The sequence below is a fragment of the Vibrio sp. YT-17 genome (assembly GCF_033337375.1).
GTDB classification, from domain to species: Bacteria; Pseudomonadota; Gammaproteobacteria; order Enterobacterales; family Vibrionaceae; genus Vibrio; species Vibrio alginolyticus.
This window is the reverse complement of the sequence record NZ_JAWOQP010000038.1, coordinates 14,348-28,179: the sequence shown is the minus strand read 5'-3', so window position 1 is coordinate 28,179 and position 13,832 is coordinate 14,348. Positions and strand designations below refer to the sequence as shown.

The 13,832-nt window shown below is 43.7% G+C and carries 17 protein-coding genes; 13 read left to right on the top strand and 4 right to left on the bottom strand.

Annotated features, from left to right (window positions below):
- Positions 1-297 precede the first annotated feature (297 nt).
- Positions 298-1,311, top strand: coding sequence for an acyltransferase (locus R7F67_RS22755; RefSeq protein ID WP_017821298.1), 1,014 nt, complete (start codon positions 298-300; stop codon positions 1,309-1,311).
- On the opposite strand, the gene R7F67_RS22750 is transcribed toward R7F67_RS22755, so the two are convergent.
- Positions 1,308-1,637, bottom strand: a complete 330-nt coding sequence (locus tag R7F67_RS22750) for a DUF2500 domain-containing protein (RefSeq protein WP_262638944.1) — start codon at positions 1,635-1,637, stop codon at positions 1,308-1,310. The genes R7F67_RS22755 and R7F67_RS22750 overlap by 4 nt on opposite strands.
- Positions 1,638-1,965: 328 nt before the next feature.
- On the opposite strand from R7F67_RS22750, the gene R7F67_RS22745 reads away from it, so the two are divergent.
- The 4 genes from R7F67_RS22745 (at position 1,966) to R7F67_RS22730 (ending at position 5,018) form a co-directional block, all read left to right on the top strand.
- Positions 1,966-2,334, top strand: coding sequence for a hypothetical protein (locus R7F67_RS22745; protein WP_005378717.1), 369 nt, complete (start codon positions 1,966-1,968; stop codon positions 2,332-2,334).
- Positions 2,335-3,415: 1,081 nt separating this feature from the next.
- The gene (locus R7F67_RS22740; protein WP_005378714.1) at positions 3,416-4,036 is read left to right on the top strand and encodes a lysoplasmalogenase; all 621 of its coding nucleotides are present in this window, start codon (positions 3,416-3,418) and stop codon (positions 4,034-4,036) included.
- A 69-nt stretch (positions 4,037-4,105) separates the two neighbouring features.
- Entirely contained in the window at positions 4,106-4,327 is a 222-nt protein-coding gene (locus R7F67_RS22735; protein ID WP_005378711.1) for a YecH family metal-binding protein, read from the top strand.
- A gap of 106 nt (positions 4,328-4,433) precedes the next feature.
- Positions 4,434-5,018 (top strand): YhgN family NAAT transporter, encoded by a 585-nt coding sequence (locus R7F67_RS22730; RefSeq protein WP_005389671.1) that lies wholly within the window; start codon positions 4,434-4,436, stop codon positions 5,016-5,018.
- Positions 5,019-5,075: 57 nt separating this feature from the next.
- On the opposite strand, the gene R7F67_RS22725 is transcribed toward R7F67_RS22730, so the two are convergent.
- Positions 5,076-5,342, bottom strand: a complete 267-nt coding sequence (locus tag R7F67_RS22725; protein WP_005378704.1) for a DUF1145 domain-containing protein — start codon at positions 5,340-5,342, stop codon at positions 5,076-5,078.
- A gap of 25 nt (positions 5,343-5,367) precedes the next feature.
- Entirely contained in the window at positions 5,368-5,967 is a 600-nt protein-coding gene (gene rsmD / locus R7F67_RS22720) for a 16S rRNA (guanine(966)-N(2))-methyltransferase RsmD (RefSeq protein ID WP_005378702.1), read from the bottom strand.
- A gap of 230 nt (positions 5,968-6,197) precedes the next feature.
- Here rsmD and ftsY point away from each other — a divergent pair, with 230 nt between their 5' ends.
- The 6 genes from ftsY (at position 6,198) to glpG (ending at position 11,787) form a co-directional block, all read left to right on the top strand.
- Positions 6,198-7,442, top strand: a complete 1,245-nt coding sequence (gene ftsY / locus R7F67_RS22715) for a signal recognition particle-docking protein FtsY (RefSeq protein WP_047103980.1) — start codon at positions 6,198-6,200, stop codon at positions 7,440-7,442.
- 22 nt (positions 7,443-7,464) lie between these two features.
- Positions 7,465-8,139: a cell division ATP-binding protein FtsE gene (gene ftsE / locus R7F67_RS22710; RefSeq protein ID WP_005393800.1), complete on the top strand. Its 675-nt coding sequence runs from the start codon at positions 7,465-7,467 to the stop codon at positions 8,137-8,139.
- Positions 8,129-9,097 (top strand): permease-like cell division protein FtsX, encoded by a 969-nt coding sequence (gene ftsX / locus R7F67_RS22705; RefSeq protein WP_005378695.1) that lies wholly within the window; start codon positions 8,129-8,131, stop codon positions 9,095-9,097. Before ftsE ends, ftsX begins: the two co-directional genes overlap by 11 nt.
- Positions 9,098-9,273: 176 nt before the next feature.
- On the top strand, positions 9,274-10,131 hold the full coding sequence (gene rpoH, locus R7F67_RS22700; protein ID WP_005378693.1) for an RNA polymerase sigma factor RpoH: 858 nt from the start codon (positions 9,274-9,276) through the stop codon (positions 10,129-10,131).
- 493 nt (positions 10,132-10,624) lie between these two features.
- Entirely contained in the window at positions 10,625-10,945 is a 321-nt protein-coding gene (glpE, locus tag R7F67_RS22695) for a thiosulfate sulfurtransferase GlpE (RefSeq protein WP_005378691.1), read from the top strand.
- Entirely contained in the window at positions 10,945-11,787 is an 843-nt protein-coding gene (gene glpG / locus R7F67_RS22690; protein ID WP_017821294.1) for a rhomboid family intramembrane serine protease GlpG, read from the top strand. The genes glpE and glpG overlap by 1 nt, the downstream gene beginning before the upstream one ends.
- A 63-nt stretch (positions 11,788-11,850) precedes the next feature.
- Here the strand turns inward: glpG and R7F67_RS22685 are convergent, their stop codons facing one another.
- Positions 11,851-12,261 (bottom strand): flagellar basal body-associated protein FliL, encoded by a 411-nt coding sequence (locus R7F67_RS22685; RefSeq protein WP_005378687.1) that lies wholly within the window; start codon positions 12,259-12,261, stop codon positions 11,851-11,853.
- A 161-nt stretch (positions 12,262-12,422) separates the two neighbouring features.
- On the opposite strand from R7F67_RS22685, the gene R7F67_RS22680 reads away from it, so the two are divergent.
- A complete protein-coding gene (locus R7F67_RS22680) occupies positions 12,423-12,962 on the top strand; it encodes a chorismate lyase (protein WP_005378686.1) in 540 nt (179 codons plus the stop codon).
- On the top strand, positions 12,963-13,817 hold the full coding sequence (gene ubiA / locus R7F67_RS22675) for a 4-hydroxybenzoate octaprenyltransferase (protein WP_005378684.1): 855 nt from the start codon (positions 12,963-12,965) through the stop codon (positions 13,815-13,817). It begins immediately after the preceding gene.
- Positions 13,818-13,832: the final 15 nt, after the last annotated feature.

Sequence of the window (13,832 nt, the reverse complement as noted above, 5' to 3'; positions counted from 1 at the left end):
TGGCGCTGGACTAAACAAAGGCCCCCTTTTAGGGGGCTCACACAAAGCCACCTTCTTTAGAAGGTGGTAATTTACTTCTTATGCGCCGTTTGCTGTAATCAGATTGTTTCGGTTTGGCATCGAGAGTGAATACTGATGCTTGGTTTTTGGTTCTCGTTAAGTGATTAGAGTGGTGATGAAATCCCCGTTGTAGGTCATTGTTGAGTTAAAAATAAGCAAAAACAGATTGTTAACTATTTCACTGGTTGAGATTTACCCTATGCTATAAACGATAAGCGACTCAAAGTAGGGAAAGGTATGAGAGAAAGGGTTCTGTTTTTTGATTTATTGCGCTGCTTCGCAGCGGTAGCAGTGATCGCCATTCACGTCTTGGCACCGTATCGAAATGAGTTAGGAGTGATTCCATTTGACCAATGGCTGACAGCGGTAGGCGTGAATAGCGTAACCCGCTGGGCAGTGCCAGTTTTTATTTTGATCACCGGAGCGCTAATGCTCAGTGACACTCGACCATTTGACGGTAAGTATTATATCAAAAGGCGTTTGGGCAAAGTTTTAGTTCCATTTCTTATTTGGTCGATGTTTTATGCATACCTTTCAGGCTGGACTTCTCAAGGCTTTGATTTTGAAACCGTAAAAGAGGTATTAAGCAATAGCCCATTCCACGCAACGTATTACCATCTCGGCTTTTTCTATTACTTTATACCACTGTATTTTGTGATTCCGCTGTTTCAATGGATGGTACGCAACGTGGATGACAACGTCTTGTATACCTATCTCGCATTTTGGCTTTTCACCAGCACTCTGTTCTTGTTCAAGATTGATGGCCCTTGGAGTAATCAGATGTGGCTTTATATGGGTTACCTTCCACTGGGGTATGTTTTATTTCAAAAGGTACCTTTGAATCGCTCTATGGTGACCTTATTTGTTGGGCTAGGACTCGTGGCGTTGGCAGTGACCTTTACGATGGTTGTGACAAATAGCTTAGAGGCGGAGAAGTATACGGTTGGGCGCTGGCTCTCTTATAAAACACTGAATGTGATTCTAGCGGCTTCGATGATTTTTATGATCGGGCGTTACTTTGGTGAAGGCTTATCACCAAAAGTACAAAAAGCGGTCAGTGTGATCAGTCAGCACAGCTTGGGGATTTACTTACTTCACCCTATTTTCTTATGGCCGATGAAAGAGTTCGGTTGGTACACAGGACATCCTGCTTGGGTGATTCCAGTCTGGATCGTTCTAAGTGGATCTGGAGCCTTGGCGATGAGCTATCTCTTTTCTCGTTCTGCCAAGACTCGTTGGTTACTGCCTTAACGTTTGATAGCGAAGTGAAGGAACTTGTTGCCGCGATAGGTCAGTGTTCCCTTATCTCCAGGGTTGAGTGCATGGTAGTAATGCACTCCAATTTGGAATTCACGCTTTGGACCGATAGAACCACGTTGAACGTAAATCCAATACTCTTGATCGTCTTGACCTGGTGGTGCGTTTGGTATGTCTATCGCTTGTTTATCTAAAACCGTTACCTGCGCGCTTTGCTCTGGAGCGTCTTCGCCCACATAGTGCTTACTATAAAAACGGAAAAACACCCACGCGCCCAAGGCAATAAGGGCGAGTAGGGCGAAAATAAGTGAGATTGGCATATTAACCTCCAATGTTTTATCGGGTCCCATTCTACAGAACTCGCTGACGAAACGATGAGTTGAGGTAACTTATTCATAATCTAATGAAAGGGACATGAATTTTATTCGGCGCACTTCACGGTTTATCTCAATGGGGACGCGATGAAATTGTTGCTTCATCTGTAAGCTACGTCACTAAAGCTGAACTAAGCAGATTTCACTTGTCTGGCTATATGAGCTCAAGGGCACAAATTGAAAGTAAAATTGCACTTAACGGCTCGAAAAAGCTCTAAATTTATAGAAGAATAAAAATAATGAACATAGGAAGGGTCTGGTAAGGAGGGTTACGATGTCAGATATTGAAAAAGTAGTCATGCGTACCCGAACGATCGAAAAACTTTTGCGTACTCAGTACCATGCAGAAGGGAAAGGGTTGCACCAACTTATTAATAGTTGTGAAGAACGTTTACCGCATGACGTGATAGCAAAGCTTCGATTCATCGCAACCGTGCGTAACAAAGTGGTGCACGAAGACGATTACAAGCTGGATGATCGTAAAGGCTTTATGGCGGCATGTGATGCTTGTGAAAAAGAGCTGACACCAAGAAGCTCTCGCTTTATTTGGCGTACAGCAATTTTGCTAATGACGTTGATTACGCTGGCCGCTCTTGGTTTCTACTATATGCACTGGGATATTTTGTCTAAGCACATTCAGTAGAGCTATACAGATAAATAAAAAAGGACGCATTTGCGTCCTTTTTTATTTTAAATCATTGGGTTAGTACATCATTGGCAGTGTCATTAAACCCACAACCACTGCAATCATAACCAGCCCTTGTTTTTGAGAAGATGAAATCATAACACTACCCCTTAATCTTTGATGAACTCGATGAATTTAATATAGCACTGTTTTTGGGGTTTGATCAACATATGCTCGTTAATCTTTTCAAAAACCACACTTAACTTGTCTATTTTTACGTGATTCTGACTAATGAAACTATGTTTTTTGTGCTGTATTTAAAGTGTTCACATTGTTTTATTTCTATCCTTTTTTGTTTTAAGTATATGATTTTATAATGTTAAATGGTTTGTGATGTTGGCTTTGTAATTGTTTTTTGTTTCGAATGGTATGTTGGGTGTTTATTTTGTCTGTATTTCTCAAAAATTGAGAAAATTAAAAAATGTGCTATGAGGTTGCATCGTCAAATCGAAAGCATGGAGTGAGATTTTCTTACCTTATGAGAAAATATGGGCTTCAAAAGTGTTTAGTGATTTTATGGTTTATGAAGTCCGCACTTTTATCTGTTATTGAAATTATGGTTTTATTTATCATTGACTTACTTTTCTTGTCTGATGTTTTTTTTACTGAATTAAGGTCGGTTTTCTTAGTTTTTACCCCTAGTCATCAGTGGTTTCTCCTCTCTTAGAGCGCTACTAAGACTATTTTCTATTTTGTGTCTGTTATTTATTCTTGCTGCCTGCATTACATACATCCTGGTGGTTTAATCGTCAGTTTGTGAAATGGCGGCTTACCTGGAGCACTTATCTGTTTTTCAGTTAAATAGTTTTAGAAAGCGTTGGTTATTGTGTCGTGTGATTTGATGGGTTCGGCTGATGAGCAAAGCTTGGCCCCAATGTTTAGTGGCATCATTCAGGCTCATCGGCTTTATTATTACGTAGGCTGAGGGTTACAAAATGTTTCGAATCGCTAGCGAGATCCAACTTTCGTAGATTGTGTCTTTACATCAAAACTGGTCTACCTAGACTAGCGGCGAGTTTAAGTAAAAGGTGTATACTGCATGTGGAGTTGGCTGGCGATAGGGCTATCAGGTGTGTATTCCGTGTTGGGAGCAAAGCAAGCTAACCCGACACAATCCCTCGTGTTTAAAATCTTTACTCTGCTACTTCTTCTTGTGTTGGTGTTAACTCAAGGTGCATCCGCAACATATACCTACTGGATTGCGGGTGGGCTGATGGTGTCTATGGTGGCAGATACGCTGCACTCGTTTAAAACTCGTAAGCTAATCTATTTTACGGCTTATCTGGTTGCCCAGGTATGCTACAGCAAGTCATTTTGGGTGCAGCTTAATGGTGAGATTGTCTGGTGGCTGTTGGCCCTGTTGCTTGCAGCGAGTATCGTGGCGTTCTTTTTGTTGCTACCTCAACTCGACTCTCTGGTATTCCCTGTTGTGATCATGGGGATGATGCTGGTTCAACTTGCTTGGGCAGCCGGTGAAGTTTGGTTACAAGTGCCGAGTTACGCCAATGCTATCGGCTTTAGCGGAACCTTAGTTCTCATCTATTCGGCGCTGGCATACGCGATACACGGTTATCGAAAACCGATGAAACACGCCTATTTGTGGGTGAGTGGCAGTTACTTTTTTGCTCATGCCCTCATTGTTGCCTCAATCATTTACTAATTTAAGTCAAAGCAGCTCTTGAGGATTTCAGTAAACTGAACGCATTATTCTTAATAACTGGAGTCAATAATGAGTGAAATCCATGCTCACGAGCTGCTAAACCTACTTAGAGAAACACCAATGGATCGCGAAGCCCTCACACAGCACTTTGGCGCTAGCGTTCGCTTTCACACCTGTAAACTGAATGATCTAGACTTAGATGCATTACTAGCATTTTTGCTCAAGCGCGACAAAATTCGTGAGCTTGAAGGTAAGTTTGTGGTCAATATGGCGCGAGTTTGCAATCACTAAACGGCGGCTAAGATCGAGGGTGAATATGGTGTTTTCGCCCTCAGTCATATACTCATGTTGTCAGTTTGCTATACACTGGCCGCCATTTTTGAGGTGAGGCCAGAATATGGACATTCTTTCTGCAGCGACCATGCTGTTTCTAATCATGGACCCTCTCGGTAACTTGCCGATTGTGTTGTCTATTCTCAAACATATCGATCCCAAGCGTCGTCGTAAGGTATTGATTCGTGAACTACTGTTTGCCTTACTGATTTTGATGCTGTTTCTGTTTGCAGGACAAAGCATCTTAAGTTTTTTGCATGTCCAGCCAGAAACGCTCAGCATTTCAGGTGGCATTATTCTCTTCATTATTGCGATTAAGATGATTTTCCCGAGTGCTGGCAGCATCACTGGACTGGCAGCAGGCGAGGAGCCCTTTATTGTTCCGATGGCCATTCCTATGATCGCGGGCCCTTCAGTGATTGCTGCCTTGCTTTTACTGTCTTCGCAACATCCAGAGAAAATGTTGGAAATGTCAGCATCAGTTGTAATTGCGTGGGGCGCAACATTTTTTATACTGATGTTTTATGGCTTCTTTAATCGCTTGTTGGGTGAACGTGGCTTGAAGGCGGTAGAACGCTTAATGGGCTTGTTACTGGTGATGATCTCCACTCAAATGTTCTTGGATGGTGTAAAAAGTTACATTGGGTGACGAACGAAACGCAGAAAAAAAGCCGCTCACAAGAGCGGCTTTTTCGTATCTTAGCGATTACATCATGTGTTTACGACGAATATCGAGTAGGGCAAAAATACCAAAAATCAGGATTGAATATTTTTCCCAACTGCTCATTTTTATTTTGTCGCCAAATGCACCAATGAAGATGGCCATTTGTAAACCGTGCATGATGAACAAAAAAGCGGTCATGATGTATAGCGCAATCGCGGCATTGCCGGGAAAGGGCATAAAAATATTTAGGATTAATACTAACCAAACAAAGGCGATAGCCGCTTTGGCCAGCATAATTAGTGCTTTCATTTAAGTATCCTTTTAAATCGAGGCGTTATGCGGAGGTACGTTCGTACAGACGATAGCTCACTTGGCCTGCTGTTTTTTCTCGATGTAATTGCCAGTTTTCTGGTAAGTCGGCAATATTGAGTTCTTTTTCTGTTTCAATATAAATCATCGCATCTTCCGCGAGCCAGCCATTTTGTTCTAGCAGAGCCACGGTCTCATCCAATAGACCTTTGCGAAACGGTGGGTCAATAAACACCACATGGTGAGCAGAACCCGGTTGCTTCAAAAAACTCAGTGCGTCGGTATTTACCACTTGGATGTTGTTCGCGTTAAGAGAGGCAACATTCTTTTGTAACTGTTGGAAAGCTTGTGGGTTTAGCTCAACCATGGTCACTTGCTCTGCTTGGCGCGAAGCTGACTCAAATCCCAAGCCGCCAGAGCCAGCAAACAAGTCGAGACATTTTGCCTGTGGTACATCTTGAGCTAACCAGTTAAACAGCGTTTCTTTGACGCGATCTGTCGTGGGGCGTAAGCCTTCAGCATCGTGTACAGGAAGTTTTCTGCCTCTCCATAAGCCACTAATAATGCGAACAAAGCCCGTTGTTGGCTTTTTTTGTGATGAGTTTTGCTGGCGACGTCTTACCATAGATTTTTTGACCGCTAATAAAGTGATACTATATCTAATCGCCCAAGCAATGAGCTTGGAGCTTGGATACAGCCCAGAATATTCAAGATGACAGAGTGTAACACTAATAAGATTAGAATTACCTAATCGGAAAGTTTTCAGAACTTTGTCATTAGCCTTTTTTAGACAGATAATAATCTTGTCAAAAAAGAGTCATTAATAGATAAAAGAACAATCTAGGATAGCCCCAGATGACGGAAAAAAAGAAGCGCGGATTACTTTCGTGGCTAGGTTTTGGTGACGAAGAACAAAGCCCAAAACCAAAAACTGAAGAAACAGTAAAAGAAGAAGCAGTGGAAGCGCCTTCTGAAGAGCAGCAAACCGAAGCGGTTGCTGAGCAAGCGGAAGCAACGCCAGAACTTGAAGAAGAAGCGAAACAATCAGAGGCTGCCCCAGCAGAAGCAGAAGCAGAAGCAGAAGCAGAAGCAGAAGCAGAAGCAGAAGCAGAAGCAGAAGCAGAAGAGCCAGAAGTCGTATCGGCCGCGCCTCGTGTTCAAGAACAAGAAAAGCCAACAGAAAGCTTTTTTGCTCGTCTTAAACGCAGCCTAAGCCGAACAAAAGCAAATATTGGTGCTGGCTTCTTCGGTCTGTTCAGCGGTAAGAAAATCGATGAGGACTTATTTGAAGAGCTAGAAGAGCAACTGCTTATTGCTGATGTGGGCATGAATACCACAACAAAAATTATCAACAACCTGACAGAAAAAGCCACACGTGGCGATCTGAAAGACGGCGAAGCCCTTTATGGTTTGTTGAAAGAAGAAATGGCTGAGATTCTTTCTAAAGTCGAACAGCCACTAGAAATCGATAGCAACAAAACGCCTTACGTCATCTTGATGGTGGGTGTAAATGGCGTGGGTAAAACCACGACCATCGGTAAGCTAGCGAAGCAGTTCCAAACTCAAGGCAAAAAAGTGATGCTTGCAGCGGGCGATACTTTCCGTGCCGCAGCGGTTGAGCAGTTACAAGTGTGGGGTGAACGTAATAATGTTCCTGTGATTGCTCAACATACTGGCGCAGACAGTGCCTCTGTTATCTATGATGCGATTGAAGCGGCAAAAGCACGTGGTGTGGATGTGGTGATTGCTGATACAGCAGGTCGTCTACAGAACAAAGCGAACCTAATGGAAGAGCTGCGTAAGATTGTACGTGTGATGAAGAAAATTGATGACTCTGCACCACATGAGATCATGCTAACGCTTGATGCAGGTACAGGACAAAATGCCATTAGCCAAGCGAAACTTTTCAGTGATGTTGCCCCTCTAACCGGGATTACTTTGACTAAGCTGGATGGTACAGCCAAGGGCGGCGTAATTTTCGCTATCGCTGATCAGTTCGGTATTCCAATTCGTTACATTGGTGTGGGTGAAGGTATCGAAGACTTGCGTCCATTTGAAACTCAAGAGTTTATTGACGCACTGTTTAGTCGTGAAGAATAAAAAGAGTTAGAGGAAATCAACGGTGATCAAATTTCAGCAAGTAAGCAAAGCTTACCGAGGTGGTCGACAAGCACTGCAAAAAGTCGATTTTCACCTGAGGCGCGGTGAAATGGCGTTTTTAGGCGGACATTCCGGGGCTGGTAAAAGTACCTTGCTGAAATTGATCTGCGCGATAGAGCGACCAACCGATGGCAAAATCCATTTTAATGGTCACGACATCACGCGTATTCCAAGCAAAGACATCCCTTTTTTGCGCCGCAATATTGGGATTGTTTTTCAAGATCATCGCCTATTGATGGATCGCAGTGTGTACGACAATGTCGCTCTGCCAATGCGTATCGAATCGATTTCTGAAAACGAAATCAAACGCCGTGTTTCTGCGGCGTTAGATAAAACGGGCTTACTCGATAAAGCTCGTTGTCTACCTAGTCAACTTTCTGGTGGTGAGCAACAGCGCGTCGGTATTGCCCGTGCTGTGGTTAATCGACCAACGTTGCTGGTGGCTGATGAGCCTACGGGTAACCTTGACCCAGAATTATCCAACCGTGTGTTGCGTCTATTCGAAGAATTTAACCGTGCGGGCGTGACTATCCTACTTGCCACGCACGATGTGGGGTTAGTAAACACTCGCCCACAGTATCGTCATTTTGAATTGAACCAAGGCTTCCTAAGTGAGGTAGAAGACTATGGCAGGTAACAAGCACTCCCAAAAGAAGGGGAAAGGCCGTAGTGCCAAGCGTGCGAATACCGATGGTTTTTTCTCTGTCCACGCAAAACAAGCTAAATCCTCTTTTAGCGCCTTATGGCAACGACCACTAGGCAACATTCTGACCCTAGCGGTCATCTCCATGGCACTTGCCATGCCAGCTTGTTTGTATCTATTGGGGAAAAACGTTGCGGGGGCAGCGGAAGATGTCGCTTCTCCTTCACAAGTTAGTGCTTACTTAGTTGAAGGCATGCCGGATGCGCGAGTGATGGTTCTCAAAGATCAAATTGAAACTTGGCCTTTGGTAAAAGAGGTAGAATATATTTCACCGCAACAAGGTCTATCTGATTTAAGCCAATATGCAGGGTTCGACCAAGCTATCAGTCTTTTAAGTGGCTATGCGCTACCTGGTGTGTTGGTGATTACGCCAGATTCGGAGCTAAAAAGTGATATTCAGTCATTAGCCAAAGACGTTCGAGAGCAACAAGATGTGACCGACGTGAGACTTGACGAAGACTGGCTGGCGCGTCTTGATGCCATCAAAACTCTCGCGAGTATTATTGTCATTACCCTGACAGTACTGATGCTCGGTGCGGTATTTTTAATCGTTGGCAATACATTGCGATTTAATGTGCTGGCGAATAAAGAAGAGATTCAAACCATGAAACTGATCGGTGCGACGGACAGTTTTATTCTGCGCCCTTACTTGTACACAGGCATGTGGTTTGGCGTGTTAGGTGCCACTATTGCGTGGTTGGTAACGGCTTTAGTGACCATTGTCATGAATAGTGCGGTGGAAGACCTTGCTGCGTTGTACGATAGCCAGTTCCGCCTGATTGGTCTAAGTTGGGATGAATCTTTGTTATTAATCATCATTGGGAGTCTTTTGGGATGTATTGCGGCGCGTTTTTCTGCGCAACGACATTTAAAAGAAATTGAACCAGTTTAAGTGATGGCGGTCTTATTACTTGGATTTCATTAGCACTAGCTAATTTTGAACCCTTGCTTAGACCAAATGTTTATGGATAATTGCTTCCCCTTCTTGAAACTTGTTCATTTTGAGTTCAAGATATCGAAGCTAAATTGCAATGTAATGCTCCAGATCAGAGATTGATGAGGAATTGAATGACAAAAGAAGCGTATCCGATGGCTCTAGTCACGCAAGATAGCCTTGATAGCTATATTCGCTCAGTAAACAGCTACCCAATGCTGACTGCAGACGAAGAGCGTGAGCTGGCAGAACGATTACACTATAAAGGTGAGATTGAGGCTGCAAAAGGTCTAATTCTTTCGCACCTACGATTCGTTGTTCACGTTGCTCGTGGTTACTCTGGCTACGGTTTGCCGATGGCGGATCTTGTGCAAGAGGGTAACATCGGTCTAATGAAAGCCGTTAAGCGTTTTAACCCAGAAGTAGGGGTTCGCTTGGTTTCTTTTGCTGTCCACTGGATCAAAGCAGAGATCCACGAATACGTGCTACGTAACTGGCGTATCGTGAAAATTGCGACCACTAAAGCGCAACGTAAATTGTTCTTCAACCTGCGTAAGTCGAAAAAGCGCTTGGGTTGGTTTAACAACGGTGAAGTGGAAACCGTTGCGCGCGAGTTAGGTGTTGAGCCTTCTGAAGTTCGCGAGATGGAATCACGCTTAGCGGCGGTGGATTCAACCTTTGATATGCCAACTGATGAAGACGACAGTTCAAACGCTTACACAGCGCCGATGCTATACCTAGAAGACAAATCGTCTGATGTGGCCGACAACATTGAAGCCGCCAACTGGGAAATGCATACCAACAATCGCTTGGGTCATGCATTAGCGAGTTTGGATGAGCGTAGTCAGCGCATCGTGCGTTCTCGTTGGTTAGATGATGAGAAAGCAACATTGCAAGACTTAGCTGATGAGTTCGGTGTTTCTGCCGAGCGTATTCGCCAGCTAGAAAAAAATGCAATGAAGAAACTAAAATTGGCTGTGGGTGAATTTTAATTTCCACTGCTAATTGAAAGTAAGATTTTCATAGAAAGCCGAGATCATGTGATCTCGGCTTTTTTATTGTCGATCGAAAATCGATAGCGTTTGCGATCCGGATTTTATGTGCTACCTGTGTATAACTCTGTGAAGTAATTATTTATCAACTGTTCGAAACCCGGACAAAATAAGGGATTCAAGCACTTTTCCATCTGGGGATAGTTATAGATATACACACAGTTAGATCAGGATCATCACTACATATTGTGGATCAAAAGATCCAAATACACTTTATCAACGCAATTCACAGCTTTATCCACAAATGGTTGGAATGTGTACACTTTTGAAAACCCTGATTATCCATGTGTCTAAGTTTGCCGTTGGATAGGTTACAATAGCGGCAGCATACCCAAGCAGCTTCAAATATGGATTTTATGCTGTACCACGGGTGCTGATTAGTACGTTAGGTTCGAGGTTGCTTGGGTATATTAATAAGACAATGAGAAAGTAAATGGATCAGTTTAAGCATATCGATGTACAAGGTGCGCAAGCGCTGCTCGAGCAGGGTGATGCGAAGCTTGTAGATATCCGTGACCCTCAATCGTTTGCCGTTGCGCATGCGGAGTCCGCGTATCACTTAACTAACGATACGATCGTTGCGTTTATGGATGAAGTGGAGTTCGAACAACCTATTCTAGTGATGTGTTACCACGGTATTAGTAGCCAAGGTGCGGCGCAATATTTGGTTAACCAAGGCTTTGAACAGGTGTACAGTGTAGATGGTGGCTTTGAAGCCTGGCATCGAGCAGAACTACCGATAGTGAGAAGTTAATGAAGAGATTGGTAACGTTAAATAATCCACGTATGGCGCAAGCCTTTATTGATTATATGGCCTCTCGCCAAATTGACATCGAAATGATGCCAGAAGGGGATGGGCAATTTGCGCTGTGGCTGACTGATAGCCAGCATGAAATAGAAGCGGAAGCCGAACTTAAGCAGTTCCTTGCTAACCCGTCTGATTCAAAATACAGCGCCGCCTCGTGGGACGTTGCCGATACTCGTAAGAGCACATTTCATTATTCCAGCCCGAGTATCATAAGCATGGTCAAAGCGAAAGCTGGCCCCATGACTTTGCTGATCATGACAGTCTGTATCATCATCTACTTGTTACAAATGTTTGGCTTTGGCAATGGCGTGTTTAAGTTGTTGCACTTCCCGGCTTTTGAGGGGCAACAATGGCAAGTGTGGCGATGGCTAAGTCATGCGTTACTGCACTTTTCAGTAACTCACATCGTGTTTAACTTACTATGGTGGTGGCAGTTGGGTGGCGACATCGAACGTCGTCTCGGTTCCGGTAAGCTATTGCAACTCTTTGTGGTGTCGGCAGCGCTTTCAGGGGCAGGCCAGTTCTATGTTGAAGGGGCTAACTTCGGCGGCTTGTCTGGCGTGGTCTATGCACTGCTTGGTTATTTGTGGATATTGGGTTACCGCTTGCCACATTTAGGCCTTACGCTACCCAAGCCAATTATCGTCTTTATGTTGGTATGGTTAGTTCTTGGTTTTGTGCAGCCATTTATGGCGATTGCAAACACCGCTCACTTAGTTGGGCTACTGTCGGGGATGGCGATTGCGCTGTTTGATTCAGGCAAGATGAAATACCAACAGCAAGCCTAAAGCAGATGAAATGAAAAGACCGCTTAAGAGCGGTCTTTTTTTATGTTCAAAACGGATTTGGGTTTATTGATAAAGGTATTTTGTAAACAACAAATCGGCAATGATGGTTTTACCTGTTTCAGGCAAAAGCGTTTCGTTGAGGGTCGTCACTAAGGTTTTGCGCAGATCTTCTCGGCCAGACAGGGACTTAATCGTATCTTCTGTTTGCTTACCCAGTAATTCAATCACTGCATCGCGAATCAAAGGTTGGTGATGCTCAACAACTGATAAATCTTGTTGACTCATTACCATGATGTCGATGCGCACTTGCACATAACCTAACTTTTTGCCTTTGGTATAAAAGTTAGTAGTGAGGTCAGGCTCTAGGGTAAAGTATGCCAACTTAGGTCCAGCTTCTTCCGTTTCAGCCCAACTTGGTGCGGCGAATAGTATGGTTAACGCAAAAATAATTTGGGCTATATAACGTTTGTACATATTTCTAACTTTTCTTTCTCTGGATCGCGATATTCGAATCGCTTCAGTCTTGATACAATGGGCCGTCTATAACAAATAACGGAACTTACGGTTACATACATTACTATGGACGGTAAGTTGTTGCTTTATTGTACGCATAAAGCCTCCAATTGAATACTAGTATGAATCAGCCAACATCACTCTATCTTGCTTCTTTATTGGAAGTAGAGTGGCAAAACCCCGAAGAATTCGAATTTCCAAATGAATTTGCCAAGCACTGGCTTGAAGAGCAAGGGTCTTTGTCACGTCGTTTAAAACAGCACTGCCAAGCGTTAACGGTAGAATTGCTACAAAATCAGATCGTCACTGCAGCGACATTAAAACAGGACGAAAGCCAGTTATTGTCCGAACAAGATTGCTTACTGAGAGAGGTAATTTTGTGCGGTGACAATAATAACTGGGTTATTGGGCGGACATTGATTCCTCGTTCAACCTTAGTTGATCAGCAGTATGATTTGGCTCAACAAGGGGATATCCCATTAGGACTAACTGTGTTTAGCGCAGATAACGTTGAGCGGGACTCTTTGCAAATGGGATGGGTAGCCGTACCAGAAGGACGTTTGTTAGCACGACGCTCAAGGTTGTGGATGAATCACAAACCGATGCTAGTCGCCGAGTTATTCTTATCTAATTCACCAGTTTACGCTAAGGAGACAGTGTAAATGTCCGCAGAAAAAGCCAAAGCATATTGGCAACTGATGCGCATGGATCGCCCGATTGGTTCACTGTTACTGATGTGGCCAACGATTTGGGCGCTAATTATCTCAGCCCAAGGGATGCCAAGTTGGGATGTATTCATCGTGTTTGTATTGGGTGTTTTCCTAATGCGTAGTGCGGGGTGCGTGATTAATGATTTTGCAGATCGCAAAGTCGACGGCCATGTAAAGCGTACTAAGCAACGTCCACTGCCATCAGGGAAAGTGACAGCAAAAGAAGCGATTGGATTATTTTTGGTTTTGGGTATCAGCTCGTTTTTGTTAGTGCTGACCATGAACCCGCTGACGATTCAGCTATCCTTCGCTGGCATTGTGTTGGCGTTCATCTATCCATTTATGAAGCGTTACACTCATATTCCACAGCTATTTTTAGGCTTGGCTTTTAGCTGGGCGATTCCAATGGCGTGGGCTGCACAAACTGGGGAATTACCATTGATTGTTTGGTTTTTGTTCCTCATTAACGCTTTGTGGACCATTGCGTACGACACTCAATATGCGATGGTAGACCGAGATGATGATCTAAAGATTGGCATTAAATCGACGGCAATTCTGTTTGGTCGTCATGACAAGCTTATTATTGGTGTGTTGCAACTTATTACACTCGCGATGTTGGTTTGGTTAGGGCAGTTCTACCAATTGGGACAAAGTTACTACTGGACCCTTTTGATTGCAGCGTCGTTGTTTGTTTATCAGCAGCACTTAATTCGTCACCGTGAGCGTGAGTTGTGCTTTAAGGCTTTCCTTAACAACAATTATGTTGGCATGGTGATAGCGATAGGGTTACTGGTCGCATTTTGGTAAGCGAAGAAATAGAAA

Coding starts and splice junctions, on each gene's coding strand:
- R7F67_RS22755 (WP_017821298.1), top strand. CDS start 298: ATGAGAGAAAGGGTTCTGTTTTTTGATTTATTGCGCTGCTTCGCAGCG.
- R7F67_RS22750 (WP_262638944.1), bottom strand. CDS start 1,637: ATGCCAATCTCACTTATTTTCGCCCTACTCGCCCTTATTGCCTTGGGC.
- R7F67_RS22745 (WP_005378717.1), top strand. CDS start 1,966: ATGTCAGATATTGAAAAAGTAGTCATGCGTACCCGAACGATCGAAAAA.
- R7F67_RS22740 (WP_005378714.1), top strand. CDS start 3,416: ATGTGGAGTTGGCTGGCGATAGGGCTATCAGGTGTGTATTCCGTGTTG.
- R7F67_RS22735 (WP_005378711.1), top strand. CDS start 4,106: ATGAGTGAAATCCATGCTCACGAGCTGCTAAACCTACTTAGAGAAACA.
- R7F67_RS22730 (WP_005389671.1), top strand. CDS start 4,434: ATGGACATTCTTTCTGCAGCGACCATGCTGTTTCTAATCATGGACCCT.
- R7F67_RS22725 (WP_005378704.1), bottom strand. CDS start 5,342: ATGAAAGCACTAATTATGCTGGCCAAAGCGGCTATCGCCTTTGTTTGG.
- rsmD (WP_005378702.1), bottom strand. CDS start 5,967: ATGGTAAGACGTCGCCAGCAAAACTCATCACAAAAAAAGCCAACAACG.
- ftsY (WP_047103980.1), top strand. CDS start 6,198: ATGACGGAAAAAAAGAAGCGCGGATTACTTTCGTGGCTAGGTTTTGGT.
- ftsX (WP_005378695.1), top strand. CDS start 8,129: ATGGCAGGTAACAAGCACTCCCAAAAGAAGGGGAAAGGCCGTAGTGCC.
- rpoH (WP_005378693.1), top strand. CDS start 9,274: ATGACAAAAGAAGCGTATCCGATGGCTCTAGTCACGCAAGATAGCCTT.
- glpE (WP_005378691.1), top strand. CDS start 10,625: ATGGATCAGTTTAAGCATATCGATGTACAAGGTGCGCAAGCGCTGCTC.
- glpG (WP_017821294.1), top strand. CDS start 10,945: ATGAAGAGATTGGTAACGTTAAATAATCCACGTATGGCGCAAGCCTTT.
- R7F67_RS22685 (WP_005378687.1), bottom strand. CDS start 12,261: ATGTACAAACGTTATATAGCCCAAATTATTTTTGCGTTAACCATACTA.
- R7F67_RS22680 (WP_005378686.1), top strand. CDS start 12,423: ATGAATCAGCCAACATCACTCTATCTTGCTTCTTTATTGGAAGTAGAG.
- ubiA (WP_005378684.1), top strand. CDS start 12,963: ATGTCCGCAGAAAAAGCCAAAGCATATTGGCAACTGATGCGCATGGAT.